Here is a 20,220-nt window from a genome sequence, read left to right on the forward strand (position 1 = left end):
TTGTACCGGCCCCCACCCTCATTGGGTGGTGGAGGCGGGCTTGTGGGAGAAAATTCCCGCCCGAACTCCTACCATAAAACCGGACGCATGTCTTTTGGAAATTCAATCTTGGCGAAAATTTTTAAAAAAACTTCGCAGTTTCACTAAAAAAGTTTAAAAGTTTAAACGAATCCTGAACTTTCCATTTGATTCACATGATCGATAATCGTTTCTTTTAACGGACGATAGGTGAGACCTAAATCCTTTTTGCTATACTCATTGTTTAAGTTCAAAGGTTGGCCAATATTATTTTTTGTATAACCCCAAGATAATCCAAAAAATGGACCGATCAAATACACAAGGGGTTTGGGCAGAACGCCAGTAGGCACAGCATATTTTTTTCCAAATTTTTCTTTAATGATTTTGGCAATGCCTAACATCGGTAATACTTCTGCCGATGTGATATGCCGTCCTTTTGCATTGGGTGTAAATCCTGCTAAGATATGTGCCTTCGCAACATCTCTAACATCAACAAATCCCATCTTTGTATCAGGAACTCCTGTGCGAAAAATTCCTTTCAACATATTTTTCATAAATTCCACACTGGTTCCATCCAATCGATTGGATACTGATGGACCCATCACGAAAGAAGGATTGATCGTAATTAAATCCCAACGAGTTTGTTTTTTCTGAATTTCCCATGCTTCTTTTTCAGCCAATGTTTTGGAATAAGCATACGGTTGGTGTTTCAGACTACTCGTGGTATTCCAATGTTCTTCTGTAAATGTTTGGTTTGGAACTTGTAAGGAATCAATATTGTCACCATGAATGGCCGCAACACTAGAAGTTAACACAACACGTTTCACTGATGGAATACGATTACAGGATTCTAAAACGTTTTTTGTTCCTTGTAAAGCTGGATCAATCAATTGTTTTTGTGCATCTTTGATACCTGCCACAAAAAAAGGAGACGCAGTATGGATGACAAGCTCCGTTCCTTCTATACTTTTATCAAAACTTCCATCAACCATAAGGTCAGCTTCAAAAATCGTCAAATTATCTTTGAACTTTTCTTTTAAATCCAATAGATGTTGGATTTTGGAGGTATCTTTTAGGCTTCTAACAGTTGTCCTAACTTTTTTTCCATCTTCTAACAGGTATTTTACGATCCAGGATGCAATGTATCCGGAACCTCCAGTGACAACAACGGGCAAATTTTCATTGATCGATTTCATTTTCAATTTAGACTCAATTGCAAACTATAAATTCTACATTTCCATTCGCATAAAAAAACAAAATTACAGTTTGTATTCTTTTCCTCGGCGAGTCCCTACGGGTCGGGCTTTTCCGGAGTCCGCGTTCGCTCCCGTCCCTCTTTTCCACAATGTGGCAAAGAGGGACCAAGTCCTACAAATCCCTCTCGCGTGAAGACAATGATCCATCGAAAGCATACAAATCACAGTTAAACGAACAAACTACGCCCCGGATCGCAGCGGAAATCCTTTGCGAAGCAAAGATTGCAGCGTAGAGCCGGATAAGGCGCCATAAAAAAATAGTTAGACATGAAATAAATTTCGATTAGAGTTTAATGCATTCCAATCCTCTGGGGTTTTATGAGAATCATAATCAATGTTAGCCAGTTTACATTCATTTTATTTCTTTTGATTCATTGTTTAGGAAGTCGAAGGCCAATCGTAACAGGATATGTTGATCCACAAGGTAGTTTACGAGATGTAAGTGTTGGAAACAAGTTTATGGTAGCGACAGGAAATCCACTCGCAACGAAGGCCGCAATCAAAGTATTGGAAGAGGGAGGCAATGCAGTTGATGCGGCCATAGCCGCCTTACTTGTATTAAATGTAACAAATGGAGAGGCTGCAAGTTTTCCTTCCGTTGCCCCAACTTTGATTTATGAAAATAAAACTGGCCAGGTCAAAAGTTACATCGGTGCGGGAACAGCACCAAAAAAAGCAACAATCGAGTGGTTCAAAGAAAAAGGTTATGATGTGATGCCAAAAAATTCGATTTTGTCTCAATTGTTACCTGCTTCTCCCGATGTCATTGTACGCCTGTTACAGGATCATGGCACCAAATCATTTTCTGAATTAGTGGAACCGGCGATTCGCACAGCTGAAGAGGGGTTCCCCGCTAATCGTATTTTGGTAAAAAACTTAGATTTACCTTTGTACAAAAGATTAGGTTTCACAATCCTGATGCCTTATAATTCGGAAGTGTATTTAGAAAAAAAATGGTGGTACAGTATCCGAGAAGCTGAGTTGACCAAACGATTGGATTTGGCAAAAACATGGAAGATGATGGCAAATGAAGAAAAGTTAGCCTTAAAAAGAGGGAATACCAGAAAACAGGCGTTAGAAGCTGTAAGGAATTATTTTTATAAAGGACCTGTGTCCGATGCCATTGTCAAACTTCATGAGGAAAAAGGTGGTCTCTTCACAAAAGAAGATTTGAGCGAATACACTGGTGGTTGGGAAAAACCAGTGGTAGGCGAATTCCAAGACTATCAAATTTTATCAAACCAAACTTGGACACAAGGACCTGTAGTTCCAATAGTCTTGCAATTGTTAGATGGAATAAATTTAAAATCGATGGGTCATAACTCCCCCGAATACATTCATACAGTTGCACAAGCGATTGAATTGGTGATTGCCGACCGAGAGACCTATTTTGGTGATCCTAAGTTTGTTGCTGTCCCTTTGGATGGTTTATTATCCAAAAAATATGCGGAATTGAGGCGGAAACTTTTGCAAAAGGAAGCCTTTGGGAAAACACCACCAAGTGGAAATCCTTGGGCCTTTTCCAAACAAAAACCAAAACTGATACAAGTATCCACTCACAATCATAAGGACCAATCGGCAAACGAAATCAAGTATGGAAAAGACACTACCTATGTGAGCATCGTAGATGCTTCAGGGAATGCGGTGTCCCTTACACCAAGTGATTTTCCACAATCGCCAATGGTTCCAGGAACTGGGCTTACACTCGGGATTCGTATGACTCAGTTTCGATTGGATCCAAACCATCCCTCTTCCTTACACCCAGGCAAACGTCCTCGGATTACACCTAACCCTGGTATGGTTTTGAAAAACGGAAAGTTATGGATGAGTTTTGGTACTCCTGGTGGAGATGTCCAAAGCCAAGCGATGATCCAGTTCTTTCTGAATGTGATTGTGTTTGGCATGGACCCACAAAAAGCAGTGGAAGCCCCAAGGTTTCGGTCGGTGAACTGGCCTGATAGTTTTTCTCCACATGCCTATCGTCCAGGAGGCATTGAATTGGAAGAATCCCTTTACCAAACCGTCTCAAATTCACTAAAAGAAAAAGGATACAAAGTGTACGAAAAAGGAAATTTGGATAATGACTTTGGTGCCGTATGTGCAGTGATCAATGATGTTCAGAAGAAACGACTCCTAGGGGTTGCCGATCCGAGGGAAGTGTCATTTGCCGAAGGACGTTGATTTGGAGCTATTGTACATTTCGTTAAAATGATTCGAAAACAAATTGGAGGAACAATGAATTTAGATATAAAAAATAGATACAAACAAACTTTACTTCGCTGTATTTTATTTGGAATTCTGATTTTTGCAAACTTACAATGTGTCCTACGCCCTTCTGGTGATCTCAAAGGATACGAATCACATTTTCCTCATGAGAATCCAAGTAATCCCATTCAAAAAGGAAAAGTAAGAGTCACTTTTTTAGGAACCACCTCCATTTTGTTAGATGATGGAGAAACACAGATTTTAACCGATGGATTTTTTACAAGGCCATCCCTTTGGAAAACTGCATTTTCTAAAATAGAATCTGATCCTGCCATCCTATCTTCTGTTATCGAGAAGGCAAAGATCAATCGATTAAAAGGAATTTTTGTTTGCCACTCACACTATGACCATGTTATGGACGCACCCTTTGTTGCGAAACTCACGAATGCGAAGTTATATGGTTCATCCTCGACAATCAATGTGGGACTTGGTGCAGGTTTAAACAAAGAAAATATGGAAGTGTTTCCAATAGGAAAGCCACTCAAACTTGGAAAATTTTTTGTCACTGTTTTAGAGTCCAAACACACACCTCCCTTTCGTATCTTAGGAAAAACAAATGCGACAGATCCCAATTTTCCTAACATCACAGTACCACTAGTCCAACCGGTAAAAGCGTTAGAATACATAGAAGGGGGAAGTTTTGATTTTTATATCCAACATGGGAAACATAAAATTGTGATCAAAAGTAGTACAAATTTTGTGAAGGGTGCATACGATCAAATCAAAGCCGATGTTTTGTTTTTGGGGATTGCCCAATTGTCCTTACAACCTAAACCGTTCCAGGAAGAATACTTCGAAGAAACCATTCAAAAATTGAATCCAAAACTCATCATTCCCATCCATTGGGATAATTTTTTCAAACCACTTAGCAAACCTTTGGAACCAAATTTAAAACTGGGGGATGATTTTGAAGGGAATATGAATCAATTGTTAACTAGGACATCGAAAGGCCAAATCAAAGTGCAGTTGTTACAAGGTTTTGAAACGATGGATTTATTTTAACATTTTAACCTAGGTTAAAAGGAATCCGAATCATTCCACAATCTATTCTGTAAGCGAGTTTCCTTATGGGTTCGCTTGCCGAGAGATGAAAAGGAGTGAACATGAAACACCAATTAAAGATCACCAATGGAGAATTCCATTCGCAAACGAGAATAGTAGCAGGGAAACTTTCCATTCCTCAAAAAAACAAAACAGGCAAACAAACTGAATTTCGAGGTTTGGGTAAACTTAAATTCTATTTGTTAACACTCTGTTTGGCAACTGTCTTAACATCTGGACTTATCGCAAATCCGAAAGGAAAACCAAAGGTACTTGTGGTGATGAGTGCCGCCGATACGATCTTGTTAGATGGTGTCAAAAAACATCCAACAGGTGTTTTTTTAAATGAACTCTATTTCCCTGTCAAAATGTTAAACGAAAAAGGATTCGAGATTGTGTTTGCCACACCATCGGGTAGGAAGGCGACCATTGATCCAGAGAGTACTAAGGATAAGTATTGGCAATCGGAGAGTGAAAAAGAAGAAGCAATTCGATTGTTATCTAACTTTCCTACCTACGAAAAACCTATTTCCTTAGAACAAGCAATGAAAGACAACCATACCTTTGTGGGAATTCTTGTACCTGGTGGGCAAGGTCTTATGACGGATCTGCTGTATGATGGAAAGGTCCCACAATTACTCAGATCCTTTCACGAAAAAAGGAAACCGATCGGACTTGTTTGCCATGCACCTGCTTTGTTAACCAGCTTACGCTCAGAAGGGGAAAAAGAAAATTTTTTATTCAAAGGTTACAAAGTGAATTCGGTAACTAAAATTGAAGAATGGTTCATTGAAACCATTGTTATGAAAGGGAAACCAAAACTGAGAAACATTTCTGGAGCCTTACAAGATTTAGGTATGGAATACCAGTCTTCCTTTTTACCTGGTCGAAGTTATGCGATCCGAGACAGAAATTTAATCACGTCTCAAAATCCATTTTCTGGAAATGAATTTAGCGAACTGTATTGGGAAGCGATAGAGGATTATTTGCAAAAGAACGTTTCATTAGCCGACTAAGTGCCACATTTGTGATTCCCAAATAGGCAGCTTGGTCTATTTGGGAAATTCGTGAAACATGAGGATAATATTCTTTTATAAATTCTTGGTAACGTTTACTGGCATCCAAAAGCAAAAAATCTGAAACACGTTTTTCTTTTTTTAAGTACAAGGTTGTTAAAAATTGAATGAGAAATTTTTGGTAAGAAGATTCCTCTTCAAATATTTGGTTCCAAACTTTGATTGGTAATACAAATACTTCAGAGATTTCCATAGAGATAATGGAATAGGTACTCGGTTGTTTTTGGAATGTACTTGGGATACTTCCTAGAAATGCACCTTCAAAGAGAAAGGATTTGATCCATTCTTTTTTCTCATTATGGTACACTAGTTTAAAAGCTCCTTTTTTCACATAACCAATGCTATCGAATGCTTCATTTTGTTTTGCATAAAATTCTTTTTTCCTAAATTTTACAAGTTTGCCTTTGGATTGGAAAATTTTGATGATTCGTGCCCAATCATCTGTTTGCATTTGATTCATAGGATTCCCATTACATTTACCAAATTGATGTTTTTTTCAGTGAATCAAAAGTCTTTAAATTTCATTTTTTGCTGATATTTTTTACTTTTTCTTACATACCCTGTAGGGTATATGGTCTAAGGGATAGGAGGCCGGATATGTCTGACGTGTACCCAAAAAGTTTTGAAACCTTACTCGAGACTCATGATAAACCAATTTTGGTGGATTTTTGGGCTCCTTGGTGTGGTCCCTGCAAGATGGTAGCACCTGAACTCGAAAAACTTGCCAAAGATTGGAAGGGAAAGGTTTCCATCATCAAAGTGAATACGGATGAAAAACAAGCAATTGCTGGAAAATACGGAATTTCAGGAATCCCAACGTTTATCTTATTCAAAAATGGGAAAGAGGTTCATCGTATTTCTGGTGCTATGCGAAGTGAAGAGTTTAAAAAAGTTTTTGGAAGTTTCATTTAACCCTTCATTTTTTACTTGAACCGCCCAAAAGAGTATTAGATTCTTTGTTTCTCTGAGGTGAACCTTCTTGAAAAAAACAATCTTTACTCTTTTGTCATTTTTTTTACTATTCTCCAACCAAAGTTCGATTGAAACATCCATTGTCATAGAAAGGATCCAAGCTGCTTCTTCTACAGATGGAACGATGCCAATCAATGTATTTATCCCAGGTAAACATTGGAAACCAGAAACAAGTTTAGATGGAATCACCATTTTCTTTTCTAATGGAGCCAAGTGGAACCAAATGGGTAAAACAGATGGCCGTGCTTACTTCAATGAAATCTCCATCGAATGCCAAGAGAAAAAAGGTTATGTAGCTTTCTATAAAGATGGAAGTTATGCAACGAATTTTGACTGCTCAAAAGAAACACCTCTCAAAATCAAATCCAATGGAGTCCATGTGATCTATCTTTTGCCAGACGCTGCCAATGGAATCAAAACCGTTTCCTTTTTCAAAAATGGGAAAAAACTAGATGTTGTTTATCCAGAACCAGTGGAAGGACAGGTGACTGCTAGTAGTACACTTCCCAACTATCCCGCCTATGGACTGTTTGATGGAAGTATTGATTTTGCTTGGGTAGAAGGTGTCAAAACCGATGGAGTAGGTGAATCCTTTCAAGTCCAATTGGAAGACAAAATTGATTTAGCAGGCATCGAAATTTTTAATGGTTACCAAAGGTTAGATGCACTATTTCATAAAAATGGTTCGGTTACCGAATTACTTGTTTCGAATGGATCTGAATCTTTTACGATCCCTGTAGCAGACAAACAAGGTGGACAGAGGATTGTGTTTCCAAAAATTCTTTCTGGCAAGACGTTCACATTCACGATCCAAAAAGTAAGACCTGGGAAAACTTGGAAAGATACTGTGATCGCCGAAATCATTTTCCTAGGAGAAAAAGGGAAACGGTACACTGTGATCGACCAAAATGCCAAAGAATTCAAAGATGAAATTTTGAAAAAAACCAAAAACACAATTTTATCTGGAGTTGTGAACAAAGCTTACTTTGCAGATATCCCTGAAGGACGAATGGACTATGTATTTCGTTCCAATGGATCTTTTGTGATTTGGTTAGATGATCTGAAGGAAAAACGAGTGTTAGATGGAAACTGGGTTTTTTTAGAAGCGAATGCCACAGAAGCAAAAATTAAAATTTTTGGCCGAGATCACAAAGTTGTGACTCAAAGTTTAGATTCAAGTAGCCCTTATTCCGAAAAAACAGAAGAAAAATCAACTGTGATATTTGGTGATACGTTAACTGTGAAAAAAGTAGGAAATGGAATTCAGATGGTGGGCAAAAAAGTCCAAATCTCCAATTAATTCGATTGTTTGATTCCCTATTTGGTAAGGACATCTATTGGTATGGTGTCCAAGCAATTTCAATTTTAGAAACGGGAGAATTGCATTCTCCCGATCGTTCCCCTGTTTTTCACATTGTGGCATTCGTCTTTCGGTTATTCGGTGCGAGTGACCAAAGTTTATTTGTATTCCAACTTTTAACGGTTGTTTGGTTATCATTTTGTCTCTATTTTGCTAGGTACATTCTCAAATCGAAGAATGAATTTTGGAATGGATTGCCCAGTGTTATGGTCTTTGTTTTGGGATTTCTTTATCCAAAACAAGCCTGGGCGATTGGATTCCTGCTTTTAACATATGGATTCTTATTCTCTGATCGAATCACCTGGAAATTTGGCAAATGGACTCTCGTTGGTATCCTTTTTGTATCCACCACTTGGTTTCATACCATGGTCGGCGTTTTGGGATTGGGCCTTTGGTGTATTGACAAAATTCCAAGAAAGTTTGATTTGATTCTCTTTTTACTATTAGGTTTTTGTCCTTTTCTCATCCCAACAAATGATAACGACCGTTTTGTGATCGATGGTAAATCCTTCCCCATTTTTGAGGCGTATGGAATGATGGGCATCGGGATCTTGTGGGATTGGGGTATTTTGATTTTTGGAAAGAATGTATCGGATCGTTACCTTCCCATTCGTCGTAGCCTTGCTTTTGTTGGAATGGTACTTGTATTACCCATTTTTCATTTTGCAGATATCCAATTTCGAATTTTAATTTCGTTCCTACTCCTCTTTGAAATTTTTTCTCGATGCAATGCCAAACAAACATTCAAAACGGCTGTTAGTTTTGCTTTATGGGTATTTGTCTTCATACAGTCACCGAATTTATTTCGTTACCCCTATGAAGGAATGTGGAATCCTGGGGAAAAAGCAGCATCCGTTTCTGACAATGGTTTACTGGTTGCCCACCATGGATTTTGCGAATACTATCATTTTCAATTTAGAAAGGATTGTATGTCTTGGGAGCCAGATGAGAAAGCCATATCGGAACTTCCCAAAGGGACAAAAGTGTACCGGCTTGTTTATGGCATCCGAATGGAAAACCTCCGTGCCAGTAAGGAGAATGGAAATCCAATTTTCTCCAAAATCGAACCCATGGGAGAATACCAACTCGTTTTAGAGGGTGATTGGCAACATTACCTTCAGTGGCTCGAAACAAAGAACTCAAAACTTTTATCGATTGCCAAGTCTTGGAAAAATCCGTATCGTAAACGGCCAGGATTCATCCAGAGAAAACAAAAATATGGGATTTAGGTTTCGAAAACACATTCCAGTTCTTTTCCCAAAAAGAGTGCATCGGAGTGAACTCCGCCTATTTTTTGGGAAATTGTATTTCATTTGGAAAAGAAGATTTGTTTGGTTATGCGAACAAAAACACTTCGCTAAAAAAATTGTGGAAGCAAAACTTTTAGAAAGAGAATTTCCCATTTCCATTTTTTCTCACCAGTCTCCCATCTATCGAAAACTAAAAGATGTTCCCATGTACCTCCAAGAAAATAAAAAAGTTAATTTATCAATCGCCTTACAAAAGATAAATGGAATTCTTTTGGAACCAAACCAAGTTTTTTCTTTTTGGTATTTGGTGGGAAAACCAACGAAACGGAAAGGGTATTTACCAGGGATGCAGCTAAAGAACGGGGGGTTTGTGGAAAGCACAGGTGGAGGTCTTTGCCAAATGGCAAATTTGATTTATTGGATGACACTCCACACACCCCTTACCGTAAAAGAAAGGTGGCGCCATAGTTTTGATATCTTTCCTGATTCAAATCGTACACTTCCCTTTGGATCGGGAGCAACCTTGTCTTATAACTACATAGACCTACAAATCCAAAATACAACCAAACAACCGTTTGTTTTACATATCTGGATTGATAACGAAAATTTAAGGGGAGAATGGAGGACGGACAGAGACATTCCCTATTCTTATACCGTTTACGAATCCTACCATGCCTTTCACGCAGAGCCTTATGGTGGTTATACGCGACGGAATACCATTCGTAGGAAGGTGGCCTTAAAATCCACAAACGAGGTTGTAGAAGACCAATTGGTCACTGAAAATATTGCTTGGATGATGTATGAACCATTACTCGAATCAGATCGAAATTAACATGAAACATTTCCAAATCATATTCCGATCCCAAGGGAAAGTAGTGCTGAAACGATTGGCATATCTTTTTTTCTCTTTCACAATCTTCAGTTTACCGATCCAAAGTGAAGGGTCCAAACTCATCGTTTTTGACAAAAAAATGTACTTAGAGTCGATTGCCAAAGATCCAAACCGTGTTTTGGTAAACTTAGAAACCATTTCAAACATTGTTTTGGATATTCGTTATGCTACAACGAACAACTTCACAGGTCGGAAGATGTACAACCAACCCAAAGCATTTGCTAGAAAACGAGTTGCGGAAGCCCTCCGAAATGCCCAAATGGAATTTTTAAAACATGGGTATTCCATTCAGATTTATGATGCATACAGGCCTTACCAAGCAACAGTTGCATTTTATGAATTGATCAAAGACACTCGTTATGTTGCTTCTCCCAAAACAGGATCAAGGCATAACAAGGGTTGTGCGATTGATTTAACCTTGGTAGATGCAAATACAAAACAAGAATTACAAATGCCTACCGAATACGATTCTTTTGAAAAGGCTGCTTGGGCAGACGCTCCCGTTTTTTCTCCCGTTGCCAAAGAAAACAGAGATAAACTCATCACTGTGCTTGGTCAATTTGGATTTCGGGTCAATAAAACAGAATGGTGGCATTTTGATTTTTTAGAATGTGGAGGGTATGAAGTATTGGACATACCCTTTGAAGGATTAGTAGATTAGGATTTCAGGAGAGCGTTATGTTACCAAAAAAATTTACCATATTGGTTTTGGTTTTGATCCATTTTGGAACTCTATTGGCACAAGGAAAGGGATACATCTCCTTTGAAGAAAATGGGTTATATGGATTTAAAGACAAAAAAGGAAAGGTGATCATAAAACCACAATACGAACAATCAATGGAATTTACGAAGTTTGGTGTGGCATTCGTAGTTTCGAAAAACAAATGGGTTTGTATCGATCAAAAGAACAAAGTCTTACTTGAAAGTTTTCTGTATGACAATGGACCTGATTACCTTTCCGAGAAACTTGCCAGATTTGTCGAAAATGGCAAAATGGGATTTCATAACGAACGTTGCCAAAAGGTAATCAAAGCGGAATATGATTTTGTTTACCCTTTCGAAAATGGATATGCAATTGTATGTAACGGGTGTCAGTTGAAACCAGAAGGGGAACACAGTCGGATTGTTGGTGGATTGTATGGTCTCATGAATCGAAAAGGGAAAATGGTTGTGCCAGTCCAATATGATTCGATCCTTTCCGTTGATGCCAAAAAAAGATGGGTAGAAGTAAAGGAAGGTGAGAAGACAATCAAGTTGAAGATGGAATAGGCATCCAAGACGATGTCGAATCATGCCAAGTCTAGATTCATGTTTCAATCTCTCATTCATTTACACTTGCGCCTGTCGCAGTGTGGATTGCGCGCCTGGCAAAACCATTTATGAATTTTTACTTTTTGTATTACAGTTAAACATTACACATATTATGCGAATCATTCACTTATTTCAAAAACGATTGTAAACTTGGTAAAAAGAATTGGTAATCTTTTTTTCCAATTTGGATCAATCGAAACGTCTCTCCTTCTGTTTCCATTTGGATTTGTCCAAAAAACCAACCGAGTTTCGTGGATATTTTTTTTAAATCGGCAAAGTTGATCGCGATATGGGTTGGATTACCTAACATCGGATTACGGAGCAAATGGAAATGTTTGTCTGTGAGAACCAGTAACCATTTCCCTGCTGTGTGTTTTTGTTGTTTTGTTTCCAAAAGTCCAATGGTATAACCTTGGATGGTTTCATCCTCGTTTAGGAACTGGTGCAGGATTTTAAATTCAGGCACATATAAAAATAGAACGTCGACACTGATTTCTGGGTGTTTGGAAAGTAAAGTTTGGATTTGTGATTTGATTTGGTCCGAAGTTTGCATTATTATCCTTTCCCCTCAACATTGAAAGTGCCAATTGTGTAAGTTTGTTCCAAATTTGGCAATAAAAAAGGCACCCAACTTTCGTCAGATGCCTTTGGTGATGGAAATTAAAATTTCTGAACCTTATTTTAGATTCAAAATTTTTACACTGCGTTGACGACTAAATCGCCGCCAGCTTTCACTTCGCCAGCTTCGTTTTTAGCTTCCACGAGAACCGTTACAGTTTTTTTACCATCTTTTTCAAATTTCTTTTTGATGGTTCCAACAACTGTTAGTTTTTCGCCAAGTTTTGTCATTGCTTTGAATGTTACACCAAAGTACGCGATGTCTTTTTGGTCGGCCCAAGAAGTACAAAGCCTTCCTACTTGTGCCATCACATACATACCGTGTGAGATGGTTCCATCAAGTCCTGCTTTCCTTGCGAAATCAGGATCATTGTGAATTGGGTTAAAATCCCCAGATGCTCCCGCATAACGCACTAAATTTGCATGTTCGATCACTGGAACGTCTAGCGGAGGAAGAGTTTGACCAACTTCTACTTTATCAAATTGAATTTTTGCCATTGTTTGCCTCCTTGGAATTAATCCTTACGAATGAAAATCGCCATCTCTGCAGAGAGGATTGGATCATCTTTTTCATCATAGATAGTTGTTTTGAAAGTTACGATTTCTGCTCTTCCTACTTTAACGTCTGAAATTTCAGATTGTGCGTACACTTTGCCCGGATAAAGGATTTTGTGGTACGTGTATTCTTCTTTCAAGTGAAGGATTTTGGAAAGGTCGATCCCAAGTTCGGCCATATCATTCCAAATCTTTGGGTATCCCCAAAACATAATGACTGTAGGGAAAGTTGGTGGAGCAGGAACATCTGAGTATCCGGCTTTTTTTGCTTCTTCTACGTCAAAATAGATTGGGTTTTTTTCGTTGATGGCGAGGCAAAATTCTTTGATTTTTCCTCGTTCCACTGTGAAATCAAAACGATCTAGTTTTTTTCCAACTATATCTTTTGTTATTGCCATTGGCATTTTCTCCTTAGTGTTTGTCGATCCAAGCAACTAACTCTTTTAAGACGATTGCTCTGTCTTTAGGAAGTTCGTTCATGGTTTCATGGTATAAATCATCAAAAAGTCTTTTGGTTTTGTCTTTGGACGCTACGCGTTCAAAAGCTTCGTTTGTCCCTTCTGGAAGTGCAATTTGGTCTTCTTTTCCGTGAAACATATAAATTGGAACTTTGATTTTTTCGGCAGATTCCAATGCAAGCGTATGACAGTTAAGAAGGTAATCGCCTAGGTAGGCACATACATTTCCATGAACAAGTGGGTCTTTTACGTAAGCATCAACCACTGATTTGTCACGAGAAATGAGATTCACATTAAGACCAGTTGGGATTGTGAGAGTGGGGAGCGCTTTTGCTAAAAAACCACCCGCAGCTTTTTTAATGTCCATCACGATATCAGTTTTCACTTTGATTGGAAGGGCACTACAGATATACGCATCCAAATCATTTTGGTAGTTGTCAGTGGCAGTGTATAAGAACGTGATGGCAGCCCCCATAGAATGACCCAGTAAAGTGACTTTGCTAACACCTTCATTTTGTTTGGCGATGTCGATCAGTTGTTTTAAGTCGGCAAAAAAATCAGAAAAATGTGTGATGACCCCACGGCGTCCATCCGACTTACCATGGCCACGGCAGTCGATGAGGTAAATCGCATAGTTTCGTTCCGCCATCGCTTCCAATAAAAAATTGTAACGACCACCGTGTTCCCCAATCCCATGGTGGACAACGAGCACTCGTTTGACACCTGACTTGGGTCGGTAGATTTGGTAATAAATTTTACCACCATCTTTGTTTTGAAAGGTAGACTCCACTCGGGAGTAGGCTTGTTCCCAATTACTCATAGATGTCAAGGATGGACGATGGAAACCTAAAAAGAAACAACTTTTCCTATTCTTAGGAAACCTGTTTTGCAAACTGGTTCCAAATGCGAAAGATCCTTCCCTTCGCCCTAGTCCTTTGTTTTTGTCTCATTCACTGTTTGAACAAATCGGAATTCCGTTTTCCAGTGGATTTGGTTTTGGAATTAAAACACGCTCGTTCCAAAATCAAAATTGCTAAGGACCCATTGCCTTACCATTGGAAAAAAAATCCAGGAAGGCAAAGTGGTCTGCCCCTGTCCCGTAAATGGGAAAACACCCAGATCACCTTTAACACAAACAAAGATATTTTTTTAAACCATTCTTTGGATGCTCTCTTTTTTCCACCAGGACAGGAATACCAATTTTCCATTCCCAAAGGTAAATACCATTTTTCTTCGCTAATGGGTCTGTTAGGCGAAAAAGAATTCCAGTCTTCTGTTTCTGGGAAACTAAAATTGTATTCCGGGTCGGATCCAATTTTGGAGTGGGACTTCACTGGCCTACCGAAGGAGCAGTGGCAAAAAAAAGGGGAAACCATCACAATTGACGGGGAATTACGCCTGGTTTGGGATAGTAAGGATAGTTATCTATTTATCGGCGAACCATTGTTATATCCAGGCGAATGGTCGGAATCATTTTCCGATGTGAAAAAACCCAAATCTGTTGTCCTCATTGTCATTGATTCCGCAAGGAAGGATTTTTTTGGTGCGTATGGATTTAGGCATTCTGTCACTCCTGTGATGGATGAAATTGCGAAGGAATCCGTTTTTTTTGAGAATCCATTTGCAAATGGGAATTGGACAAAACCATCCATGATGTCTTTTTTCCATTCGGAGTACTCATCTAACCTCGGTTTGGGGAATTCATGGTTTTCAACAAAACCCTACCAACGTAAAGTGTATTACGGAAAAAAACGTGATAATTTAGCGAAAACATTCCGGGAAGCAGGGTACTTTACCCAAACCATCATGAATAATGTTTTCTTTTTGGATTACACAACGGTGGGTTTGGATTTGGGATTTCATAATTCTTTCCAAGTAGGGATGGACATTGTGGATACCGAAGTTTTGACAAACGAGGCCATTTCGTTTGTGTCCGAAAAAAAAGACATTCCATATTTTTTGCATTTTAATTTGAACACACCCCATGCTTCCTATTCTCCACCACAAGAAGATATGTTGGCAGTCCGTAAAATTGTGCCAGACTCCGAATTTTATCGGTTTGAATCTCCCGTACAACGTTACTTAGGTGAAATGCATTATACAGATCGCGAAATTGGTCGATTGGTTAGGAAATTAAAAGAACTCGGCACCTATGATGAAACCATGATCATTGTAACAGGAGACCACGGTGAGCTCTTTAGCCCTGAACACGATTATAGTTATCACTTTATCATGCAAACAAGGTTTGGGCATGGGGAAACCCATTACGATGAAGAAATCAATGTTCCCTATTTCATCAAACTACCCAAATCTATGGCAAAAAATTTGGTAAATACGAAGACCAAATCCTTGTTTAGCGAAGAAAAAAATACACCTCAAATCCGAATTTCTGGTCAGTCTTCTTTAATGTCTTTGGCACCTACCATTTTGGGACTTTTGGATTTGAAACCTAAAAATTCGACTTACCAAGGCGTAGATTATGCAACCTGCATTTTACAATCCAATCCATGCCCAAAGGAAACCTATATTTATACAGAAGGTCGTATGTCCGAATCGGTTCGAACAGAATCCTACAAGTACATCCGTCGTTATCCTGGATTTACTACTGTTAGGCGAACATCTTCTGGTGAACCTCATACCATGGCGGAAGAATTGTATGACCTGAAAAAAGATCCAAAAGAATTAAAAAACCTAAGTTTAGAAACGGAAGGGGAAACTCTTTTGCAGACGGCGAGGGCTGATTTTCGAAGGGAAAATTTTTTGAAACGAAATGGAATTCGCATTTGGATCCCACCTTGTGAGGAAGCCATCTGCCGTGATTTTCTATCGATGAATGTGCAAGGTTCCCTTTATGATTGGGAAGCGCCTGAAACAGTGCAAATCAATTCGGGTTCTGCCAAGACGGTCTTGGTTGTGAAGGAATCTAAACAAGTGAAAGAGCCCAAAGGATCGAAAAAAGAATACGATCCCAAATTCCAAACAGGGTACCAGCCTGAAGAAATCATTTTGAAAACAGTCAATCCGGAACTTGGTGCTTACTTCCAATTCACTCGGAATGGAAAAACGATCCCTGTTCGTTTTGGAAAGTATGGGTTGGAATACCAAAGGTCGATGACAAATCTCGATGACTTGATTGTATCCGAAAGGCAACCTGATGGTCTCTTCCAATCGCCTTTGCCTTGGGTGTACAATGATGGTGCCTTTAGTGGGTCCGGAGAAACGGAAGTGCAAAAAGAGATGGGCAAAGAGGTAAAAAAAATATTGGAAACATGGGGTTACATCCATGAATGATTGCTCGTAGTGATTGAGGTTATTTTCTTAGTCTAATTACACAGTTCTATGAAAGATACGTTTATCGCTCCTCGTTTTGATTTTCCGGTAGCCTTGGGATTGGACTTGGGATTTCCCATCCTCACAAAACTTCTGTTTAACTTAGATGGAGTGGTCATCTCAAAAGAAGATGAACAACGATTGAAGGATACAAAGGACAAACGAGTTGTGTATCTATTCAACCAACCAACTGAAATGGAATCAATCGTTGCCTACCAAGTTGCCAATACCATTGGAACTCGCTTTCATTTTATGGCATCACGAAGTGTCTTCAATTGGGGATTTGGCATTGTGGGTGAACTCATCAAACGTGTTGGGGCATTTTCCGTATTACATGGAAGTTCCAATCGTAAGATGATACGAACCACCAAACGGATATTATCCGAACGGGATGGAAAACTCGTTATGTACCCCGAAGGGATCAAGTCTGGAGAAAATGATAACTTGGTTTCCTTTTTACCCAGTACGGCGCAACTGATTTATTGGGGTTTGGAAGAAGCCAAAAAGAAGGATCCGAGTGCAGAACTGTTTTTGCAACCTACCTTCGTAAAATATAAAATCTCAGGAACTCGGGATTCGATTTTAAAGGACATAGAATCTTCCCTATCTCGGATAGAACGTAAGTTAAAGTTATACCCAGGTGGAAGGACAATCCTTCGTCGTTTTTTAACTGTTGGTCGTGTGATGTTGGAAGAAACTGAGTTTGAACTTGGAATTCCAAAATCGGAAATCAACGGTAAGGATTTTGATTACCGATTGGGACGCGCAAGGCATACCGCACTCAATCTTGCCGGCCAAATCTTACAAATTAAATTCCAGGATTCTGATAATGCCATCCAAAAGATCCGAATTTTGTTCCATACATTGGACCGAATTGAGGCAGGGATTCCCTTGGAATCTACCCCCAAACACCTAACAGACCAAAATATCCGCAGGGCCAAACAATTGGTGGAGACTGCGTACGCTTTTTTGATTACCCAACCAAAAAACCTCATCCAGTGGCCTTCTGCAGAGCGACTCATGGAATGGATTTGTAGTTTCGAAAGGCATATCTATGGGAAATCGGAGATGCGAGCCAAAAAAGCCTATGTATATGCTTCGCGTTCCATCCCTCTCAGTCCTTATTTTGAAAAGTACAAAACAAGTAAAAAAGAAAGTTATCACTTGTTACTCGGTGACATTCGAAAAGAGATGGAAAAGTTATTGGAGCGAGGGAAAAAGGAAAGTGAACCTTTGGTACCTCCTTACTCTGTAGGCCTTGATTTACAAATTGGTTAATCCAAAACGAGTGTGATTTCCACCCTTCGGTTTTTGTGTCGATTTGATTCGTTATCGTTTGGTGCTACAGGAAATTCATCCGCATACCCACGAAAGGAAATATGTTTTTCATCCATTTTATGATTGTCAACTAATGATTGTAAAACGGACTTAGCACGATCTTCTGATAATTTTTGGTTGTATTCTTTTTTTCCAATATTGTCTGTATGACCTGACACACGAATCTCACGATCAGGGTATCTTTTTAAGATCTCTGCAATTTTGGCAACTGCGGATTCAGCATCAGGTTTCAATTTGCTATCATTAAAATCGAACAAAATCGAATCCAAGGAAAACACAATTCCATCCTCAGTACTACGAACTTTCACTGGCAATTGATCCGCAATTCTATCCTTTTCCTCAGTGTCTCCCATGGGCATCGCGTTGGGATCTGGATTTTCATTGGTAATAAAAGTTCCTGTAGGATTGGTGTTGGGATTTTGATTCCCAACATTCACGGCTTGTGGATTCCCTGAGTTTGGACGATGTTGGTTTTGGATCCGTTTTCCATTTGGCAATCCGTCTCTCGTATAGCCCACAATCAAATCATTTAGGATGTCTTCACGGATGGTTTCTTTGTCTTTCGCATTGACTTGGTTCCGTAAAAAATACACTCCTTTGATATGGAAGTTTGCTTCTTGGACTGTGCCATTTGGATAAATAAACGTATACGAAAGTTTTACTTCTTTATATTCAGGGACTCCTCGTTCCGCATTAAAAAAAACTGTGCCCGTTGCAAATCCAAATATCTTATAAGGTACGTTAGGTGCCATTTTTTCAGAATCAGATTTAGAATAAAAAATAGGATAGGTGTAAGTGATTTTTTCGCAATTGCCAGAATAGTTTCCTTCTCTCCAAGGATAAATCCCTTGGTATGTGTATTCTGGTGTGACTTTCACTCGAATGCGTTCGGATGAAAAATCAAAAGACTCTTCGGCAGGTAATTTCCACACATCATTGACAGAGACTGGAGTTTCGGGAAAAGAAGGAAAACTCCGAAGATTCGGCATAGAAAATTCGTTTGGTACTTCGTAACGGCCATTTCGAAAAAGTGTAAAATCAGACAAAAATTCTTTGTCCTTCCAAAATGGTCCCGATGTTTTGCCATACCGCATATAGGTATCAAACCAAGCATTCACCAAACAGGAATCAGTCGAACATTGTTTGGTTTTCATCACCACTCGGTTTTTATCTTCCCGTTCCACTGTTTTTGTCCCCACTCGAAAAAAAACATCATGGTATTCGTTTAATTCCAACACTTGGTTCTCATTCCACTTCCATCGGAATTGGGTTTTCAAATCGGGACCTGCAACCAAATCCAATATAGGAACCATTGTTACAAAACAAAAGAGGAGCAAACGGGTTTGGGACATCACGTTGCAAAGATCGGGGTTTTTTCGGAAAAACTGAGGTCTGATTTGGAAAAAACAACGGGTTTTTGCGATTGACGAAGGACGGAATTTGGGCTTTACCTGATTTACGATGAAAAACCTTTCTCTGCTTTTTTACATTTTGATTACAATTCAATTTGTCGCCTGTAAAGACAAACAAACTCTAAAAGTTGCTGGTTCCGAGACCATGAACAGCATGATGCGATTTTTAGGAACAGAATACGAAAAGGTAAATTCAGATGTTCGTGTAACAGTAGAAGGCGGTGGATCCGAATCGGGAATCGACCGACTTAGAAAAGGAGAGATTGACATGGCAGTTTCTTCTCGTGACCTAAACCAGGCTGAATTTGATGACCTAAGAAAAACAGGTAACCTCGAAAAAGTTCGTTTGGCTTATGATGGTGTCGCCCTTGTGGTCAATCCAAGCAATCCAGTTTCCAAATTGCATTTGGTCCAAACATCAGATATTTTTTCGGGTAAAATCAAAAACTGGAAGGAGGTTGGAGGACAAGATGCACCCATCTCCATTGTGATTCGCAACGACAAATCCGGAACACAAGACTACTTCCAAAATCATATTTTAAAACGTAGGGATTTGGGAGAAAAGGAATACACAACCTACAAATCCAATGTGTTTTCTCCAAACGCCAAAATTGTGAAAGACAATGCAGAAATGGCAAAATACATCCAAGAAAATCCAAATAGCATTGGTTATATGGGCATGGGTTCTGCACTTGTGGACCATAAAGACAAATTAAAAGCGCTAGAGTATGCAAAAAACGCAAAGGATCCTTTTGTGACTCCTTCCATTCGCAATGTGTACGATAGAAAGTACAAACTAGCACGTGAATTGTTTATTATCTATAAAACAGACCAGGGTGATAAAATTGATGCCTTTGTGACTTACCTCACAAGCGAACAAGGGCAGGTGGCAGTGTTACAGTCTGGGTATTTGCGATCCTCGCTTCCAGAAGTAGAAGTTTCTGCAGAACCTGTGAAGTAGGGGGGGAATTCTCACTTTATCTAAATAGATTAATCGGTCACCCTACCCAAAAACCCTCCCAATTCACTTACAATCGCACCCGGTCGGAATTCCGACCGGTGTGATGC

Annotated in this window: 19 protein-coding genes; 12 read left to right on the forward strand and 7 right to left on the reverse strand. The window is 39.2% G+C overall.

The genetic code is table 11. The annotated features are described in order from the left end of the window. Nucleotides 1-161: 161 nt before the first annotated feature. Nucleotides 162-1,214, reverse strand: a complete 1,053-nt coding sequence (locus EHQ62_RS02850) for an SDR family oxidoreductase (protein WP_135640745.1) — start codon at nt 1,212-1,214, stop codon at nt 162-164. Nucleotides 1,215-1,592: 378 nt separating this feature from the next. Here EHQ62_RS02850 and EHQ62_RS02855 point away from each other — a divergent pair, with 378 nt between their 5' ends. The 3 genes from EHQ62_RS02855 to EHQ62_RS02865 all read left to right on the forward strand — a co-directional run bounded on the left by EHQ62_RS02855 (nt 1,593) and on the right by EHQ62_RS02865 (nt 5,596). Then, entirely contained in the window at nt 1,593-3,455 is a 1,863-nt protein-coding gene (locus tag EHQ62_RS02855) for a gamma-glutamyltransferase family protein (RefSeq protein WP_135640746.1), read from the forward strand. Between the two features lie 54 nt (nt 3,456-3,509). Next, entirely contained in the window at nt 3,510-4,541 is a 1,032-nt protein-coding gene (locus EHQ62_RS02860; RefSeq protein ID WP_208720606.1) for an MBL fold metallo-hydrolase, read from the forward strand. A 101-nt stretch (nt 4,542-4,642) separates the two neighbouring features. Beyond that, entirely contained in the window at nt 4,643-5,596 is a 954-nt protein-coding gene (locus EHQ62_RS02865; RefSeq protein ID WP_135640748.1) for a type 1 glutamine amidotransferase domain-containing protein, read from the forward strand. Here the strand turns inward: EHQ62_RS02865 and EHQ62_RS02870 are convergent. Continuing rightward, nucleotides 5,532-6,116, reverse strand: coding sequence for a Crp/Fnr family transcriptional regulator (locus EHQ62_RS02870; protein WP_135640749.1), 585 nt, complete (start codon nt 6,114-6,116; stop codon nt 5,532-5,534). The two genes, EHQ62_RS02865 and EHQ62_RS02870, sit on opposite strands and share 65 nt — an antisense overlap. Nucleotides 6,117-6,253: 137 nt before the next feature. Here EHQ62_RS02870 and trxA point away from each other — a divergent pair, with 137 nt between their 5' ends. The 6 genes from trxA (at nt 6,254) to EHQ62_RS02900 (ending at nt 11,399) form a co-directional block, all read left to right on the forward strand. Next, a complete protein-coding gene (gene trxA / locus EHQ62_RS02875) occupies nt 6,254-6,568 on the forward strand; it encodes a thioredoxin (protein WP_135640750.1) in 315 nt (104 codons plus the stop codon). 67 nt (nt 6,569-6,635) lie between these two features. Next, entirely contained in the window at nt 6,636-7,928 is a 1,293-nt protein-coding gene (locus EHQ62_RS02880; RefSeq protein ID WP_135640751.1) for a discoidin domain-containing protein, read from the forward strand. 5 nt (nt 7,929-7,933) lie between these two features. Next, nucleotides 7,934-9,217 carry a hypothetical protein gene (locus EHQ62_RS02885; RefSeq protein ID WP_135640752.1) on the forward strand — a complete coding sequence of 428 codons (1,284 nt, stop codon included), beginning with the start codon at nt 7,934-7,936 and terminating at the stop codon, nt 9,215-9,217. After that, on the forward strand, nt 9,207-10,070 hold the full coding sequence (locus EHQ62_RS02890; RefSeq protein WP_135640753.1) for a VanW family protein: 864 nt from the start codon (nt 9,207-9,209) through the stop codon (nt 10,068-10,070). Before EHQ62_RS02885 ends, EHQ62_RS02890 begins: the two co-directional genes overlap by 11 nt. Then, on the forward strand, nt 10,039-10,791 hold the full coding sequence (locus tag EHQ62_RS02895) for a M15 family metallopeptidase (RefSeq protein ID WP_208720607.1): 753 nt from the start codon (nt 10,039-10,041) through the stop codon (nt 10,789-10,791). Before EHQ62_RS02890 ends, EHQ62_RS02895 begins: the two co-directional genes overlap by 32 nt. Nucleotides 10,792-10,808: 17 nt before the next feature. After that, nucleotides 10,809-11,399: a WG repeat-containing protein gene (locus EHQ62_RS02900; protein ID WP_135640754.1), complete on the forward strand. Its 591-nt coding sequence runs from the start codon at nt 10,809-10,811 to the stop codon at nt 11,397-11,399. 169 nt (nt 11,400-11,568) lie between these two features. On the opposite strand, the gene EHQ62_RS02905 is transcribed toward EHQ62_RS02900, so the two are convergent. From EHQ62_RS02905 to EHQ62_RS02920, 4 genes are all read right to left on the reverse strand, one after another. Further along, the gene (locus EHQ62_RS02905) at nt 11,569-11,994 is read right to left on the reverse strand and encodes a PH domain-containing protein (RefSeq protein ID WP_135640755.1); all 426 of its coding nucleotides are present in this window, start codon (nt 11,992-11,994) and stop codon (nt 11,569-11,571) included. A 143-nt stretch (nt 11,995-12,137) separates the two neighbouring features. Then, entirely contained in the window at nt 12,138-12,557 is a 420-nt protein-coding gene (locus EHQ62_RS02910; RefSeq protein WP_015677334.1) for a MaoC/PaaZ C-terminal domain-containing protein, read from the reverse strand. Between the two features lie 17 nt (nt 12,558-12,574). Further along, nucleotides 12,575-13,012, reverse strand: a complete 438-nt coding sequence (locus EHQ62_RS02915) for an FAS1-like dehydratase domain-containing protein (protein ID WP_015676961.1) — start codon at nt 13,010-13,012, stop codon at nt 12,575-12,577. Nucleotides 13,013-13,025: 13 nt separating this feature from the next. Next, nucleotides 13,026-13,892, reverse strand: a complete 867-nt coding sequence (locus tag EHQ62_RS02920) for an alpha/beta hydrolase (RefSeq protein ID WP_039928543.1) — start codon at nt 13,890-13,892, stop codon at nt 13,026-13,028. An 83-nt stretch (nt 13,893-13,975) separates the two neighbouring features. Between EHQ62_RS02920 and EHQ62_RS02925 the strand changes: the two genes are divergently transcribed. Then, nucleotides 13,976-16,363: a sulfatase family protein gene (locus EHQ62_RS02925; protein ID WP_135640756.1), complete on the forward strand. Its 2,388-nt coding sequence runs from the start codon at nt 13,976-13,978 to the stop codon at nt 16,361-16,363. A 48-nt stretch (nt 16,364-16,411) separates the two neighbouring features. Further along, a complete protein-coding gene (locus tag EHQ62_RS02930; protein WP_135640757.1) occupies nt 16,412-17,680 on the forward strand; it encodes a lysophospholipid acyltransferase family protein in 1,269 nt (422 codons plus the stop codon). Here EHQ62_RS02930 and EHQ62_RS02935 read toward each other — a convergent pair. Then, on the reverse strand, nt 17,677-19,092 hold the full coding sequence (locus EHQ62_RS02935; RefSeq protein WP_135640758.1) for an OmpA family protein: 1,416 nt from the start codon (nt 19,090-19,092) through the stop codon (nt 17,677-17,679). The genes EHQ62_RS02930 and EHQ62_RS02935 overlap by 4 nt on opposite strands. 109 nt (nt 19,093-19,201) lie before the next feature. On the opposite strand from EHQ62_RS02935, the gene EHQ62_RS02940 reads away from it, so the two are divergent. After that, nucleotides 19,202-20,113: a phosphate ABC transporter substrate-binding protein gene (locus EHQ62_RS02940; RefSeq protein WP_135640759.1), complete on the forward strand. Its 912-nt coding sequence runs from the start codon at nt 19,202-19,204 to the stop codon at nt 20,111-20,113. Nucleotides 20,114-20,220: the final 107 nt, after the last annotated feature.

This window comes from Leptospira jelokensis, assembly GCF_004769635.1.
Classification (GTDB): Bacteria; Spirochaetota; Leptospiria; order Leptospirales; family Leptospiraceae; genus Leptospira_A; species Leptospira_A jelokensis.

Bases quoted from the DNA above. Each gene is read 5' to 3' on its own strand.
- EHQ62_RS02905 (WP_135640755.1), bottom strand. From the start codon at position 11,994: ATGCAAACTTCGGACCAAATCAAATCACAAATCCAAACTTTACTTTCC.
- EHQ62_RS02890 (WP_135640753.1), top strand. From the start codon at position 9,207: ATGGGATTTAGGTTTCGAAAACACATTCCAGTTCTTTTCCCAAAAAGA.
- EHQ62_RS02865 (WP_135640748.1), top strand. From the start codon at position 4,643: ATGAAACACCAATTAAAGATCACCAATGGAGAATTCCATTCGCAAACG.
- EHQ62_RS02870 (WP_135640749.1), bottom strand. From the start codon at position 6,116: ATGAATCAAATGCAAACAGATGATTGGGCACGAATCATCAAAATTTTC.
- EHQ62_RS02900 (WP_135640754.1), top strand. From the start codon at position 10,809: ATGTTACCAAAAAAATTTACCATATTGGTTTTGGTTTTGATCCATTTT.
- trxA (WP_135640750.1), top strand. From the start codon at position 6,254: ATGTCTGACGTGTACCCAAAAAGTTTTGAAACCTTACTCGAGACTCAT.
- EHQ62_RS02920 (WP_039928543.1), bottom strand. From the start codon at position 13,892: ATGAGTAATTGGGAACAAGCCTACTCCCGAGTGGAGTCTACCTTTCAA.
- EHQ62_RS02850 (WP_135640745.1), bottom strand. From the start codon at position 1,214: ATGAAATCGATCAATGAAAATTTGCCCGTTGTTGTCACTGGAGGTTCC.
- EHQ62_RS02910 (WP_015677334.1), bottom strand. From the start codon at position 12,557: ATGGCAAAAATTCAATTTGATAAAGTAGAAGTTGGTCAAACTCTTCCT.
- EHQ62_RS02855 (WP_135640746.1), top strand. From the start codon at position 1,593: ATGAGAATCATAATCAATGTTAGCCAGTTTACATTCATTTTATTTCTT.
- EHQ62_RS02940 (WP_135640759.1), top strand. From the start codon at position 19,202: ATGAAAAACCTTTCTCTGCTTTTTTACATTTTGATTACAATTCAATTT.
- EHQ62_RS02930 (WP_135640757.1), top strand. From the start codon at position 16,412: ATGAAAGATACGTTTATCGCTCCTCGTTTTGATTTTCCGGTAGCCTTG.
- EHQ62_RS02860 (WP_208720606.1), top strand. From the start codon at position 3,510: ATGAATTTAGATATAAAAAATAGATACAAACAAACTTTACTTCGCTGT.
- EHQ62_RS02935 (WP_135640758.1), bottom strand. From the start codon at position 19,092: ATGTCCCAAACCCGTTTGCTCCTCTTTTGTTTTGTAACAATGGTTCCT.
- EHQ62_RS02925 (WP_135640756.1), top strand. From the start codon at position 13,976: ATGCGAAAGATCCTTCCCTTCGCCCTAGTCCTTTGTTTTTGTCTCATT.
- EHQ62_RS02895 (WP_208720607.1), top strand. From the start codon at position 10,039: ATGAACCATTACTCGAATCAGATCGAAATTAACATGAAACATTTCCAA.
- EHQ62_RS02915 (WP_015676961.1), bottom strand. From the start codon at position 13,012: ATGGCAATAACAAAAGATATAGTTGGAAAAAAACTAGATCGTTTTGAT.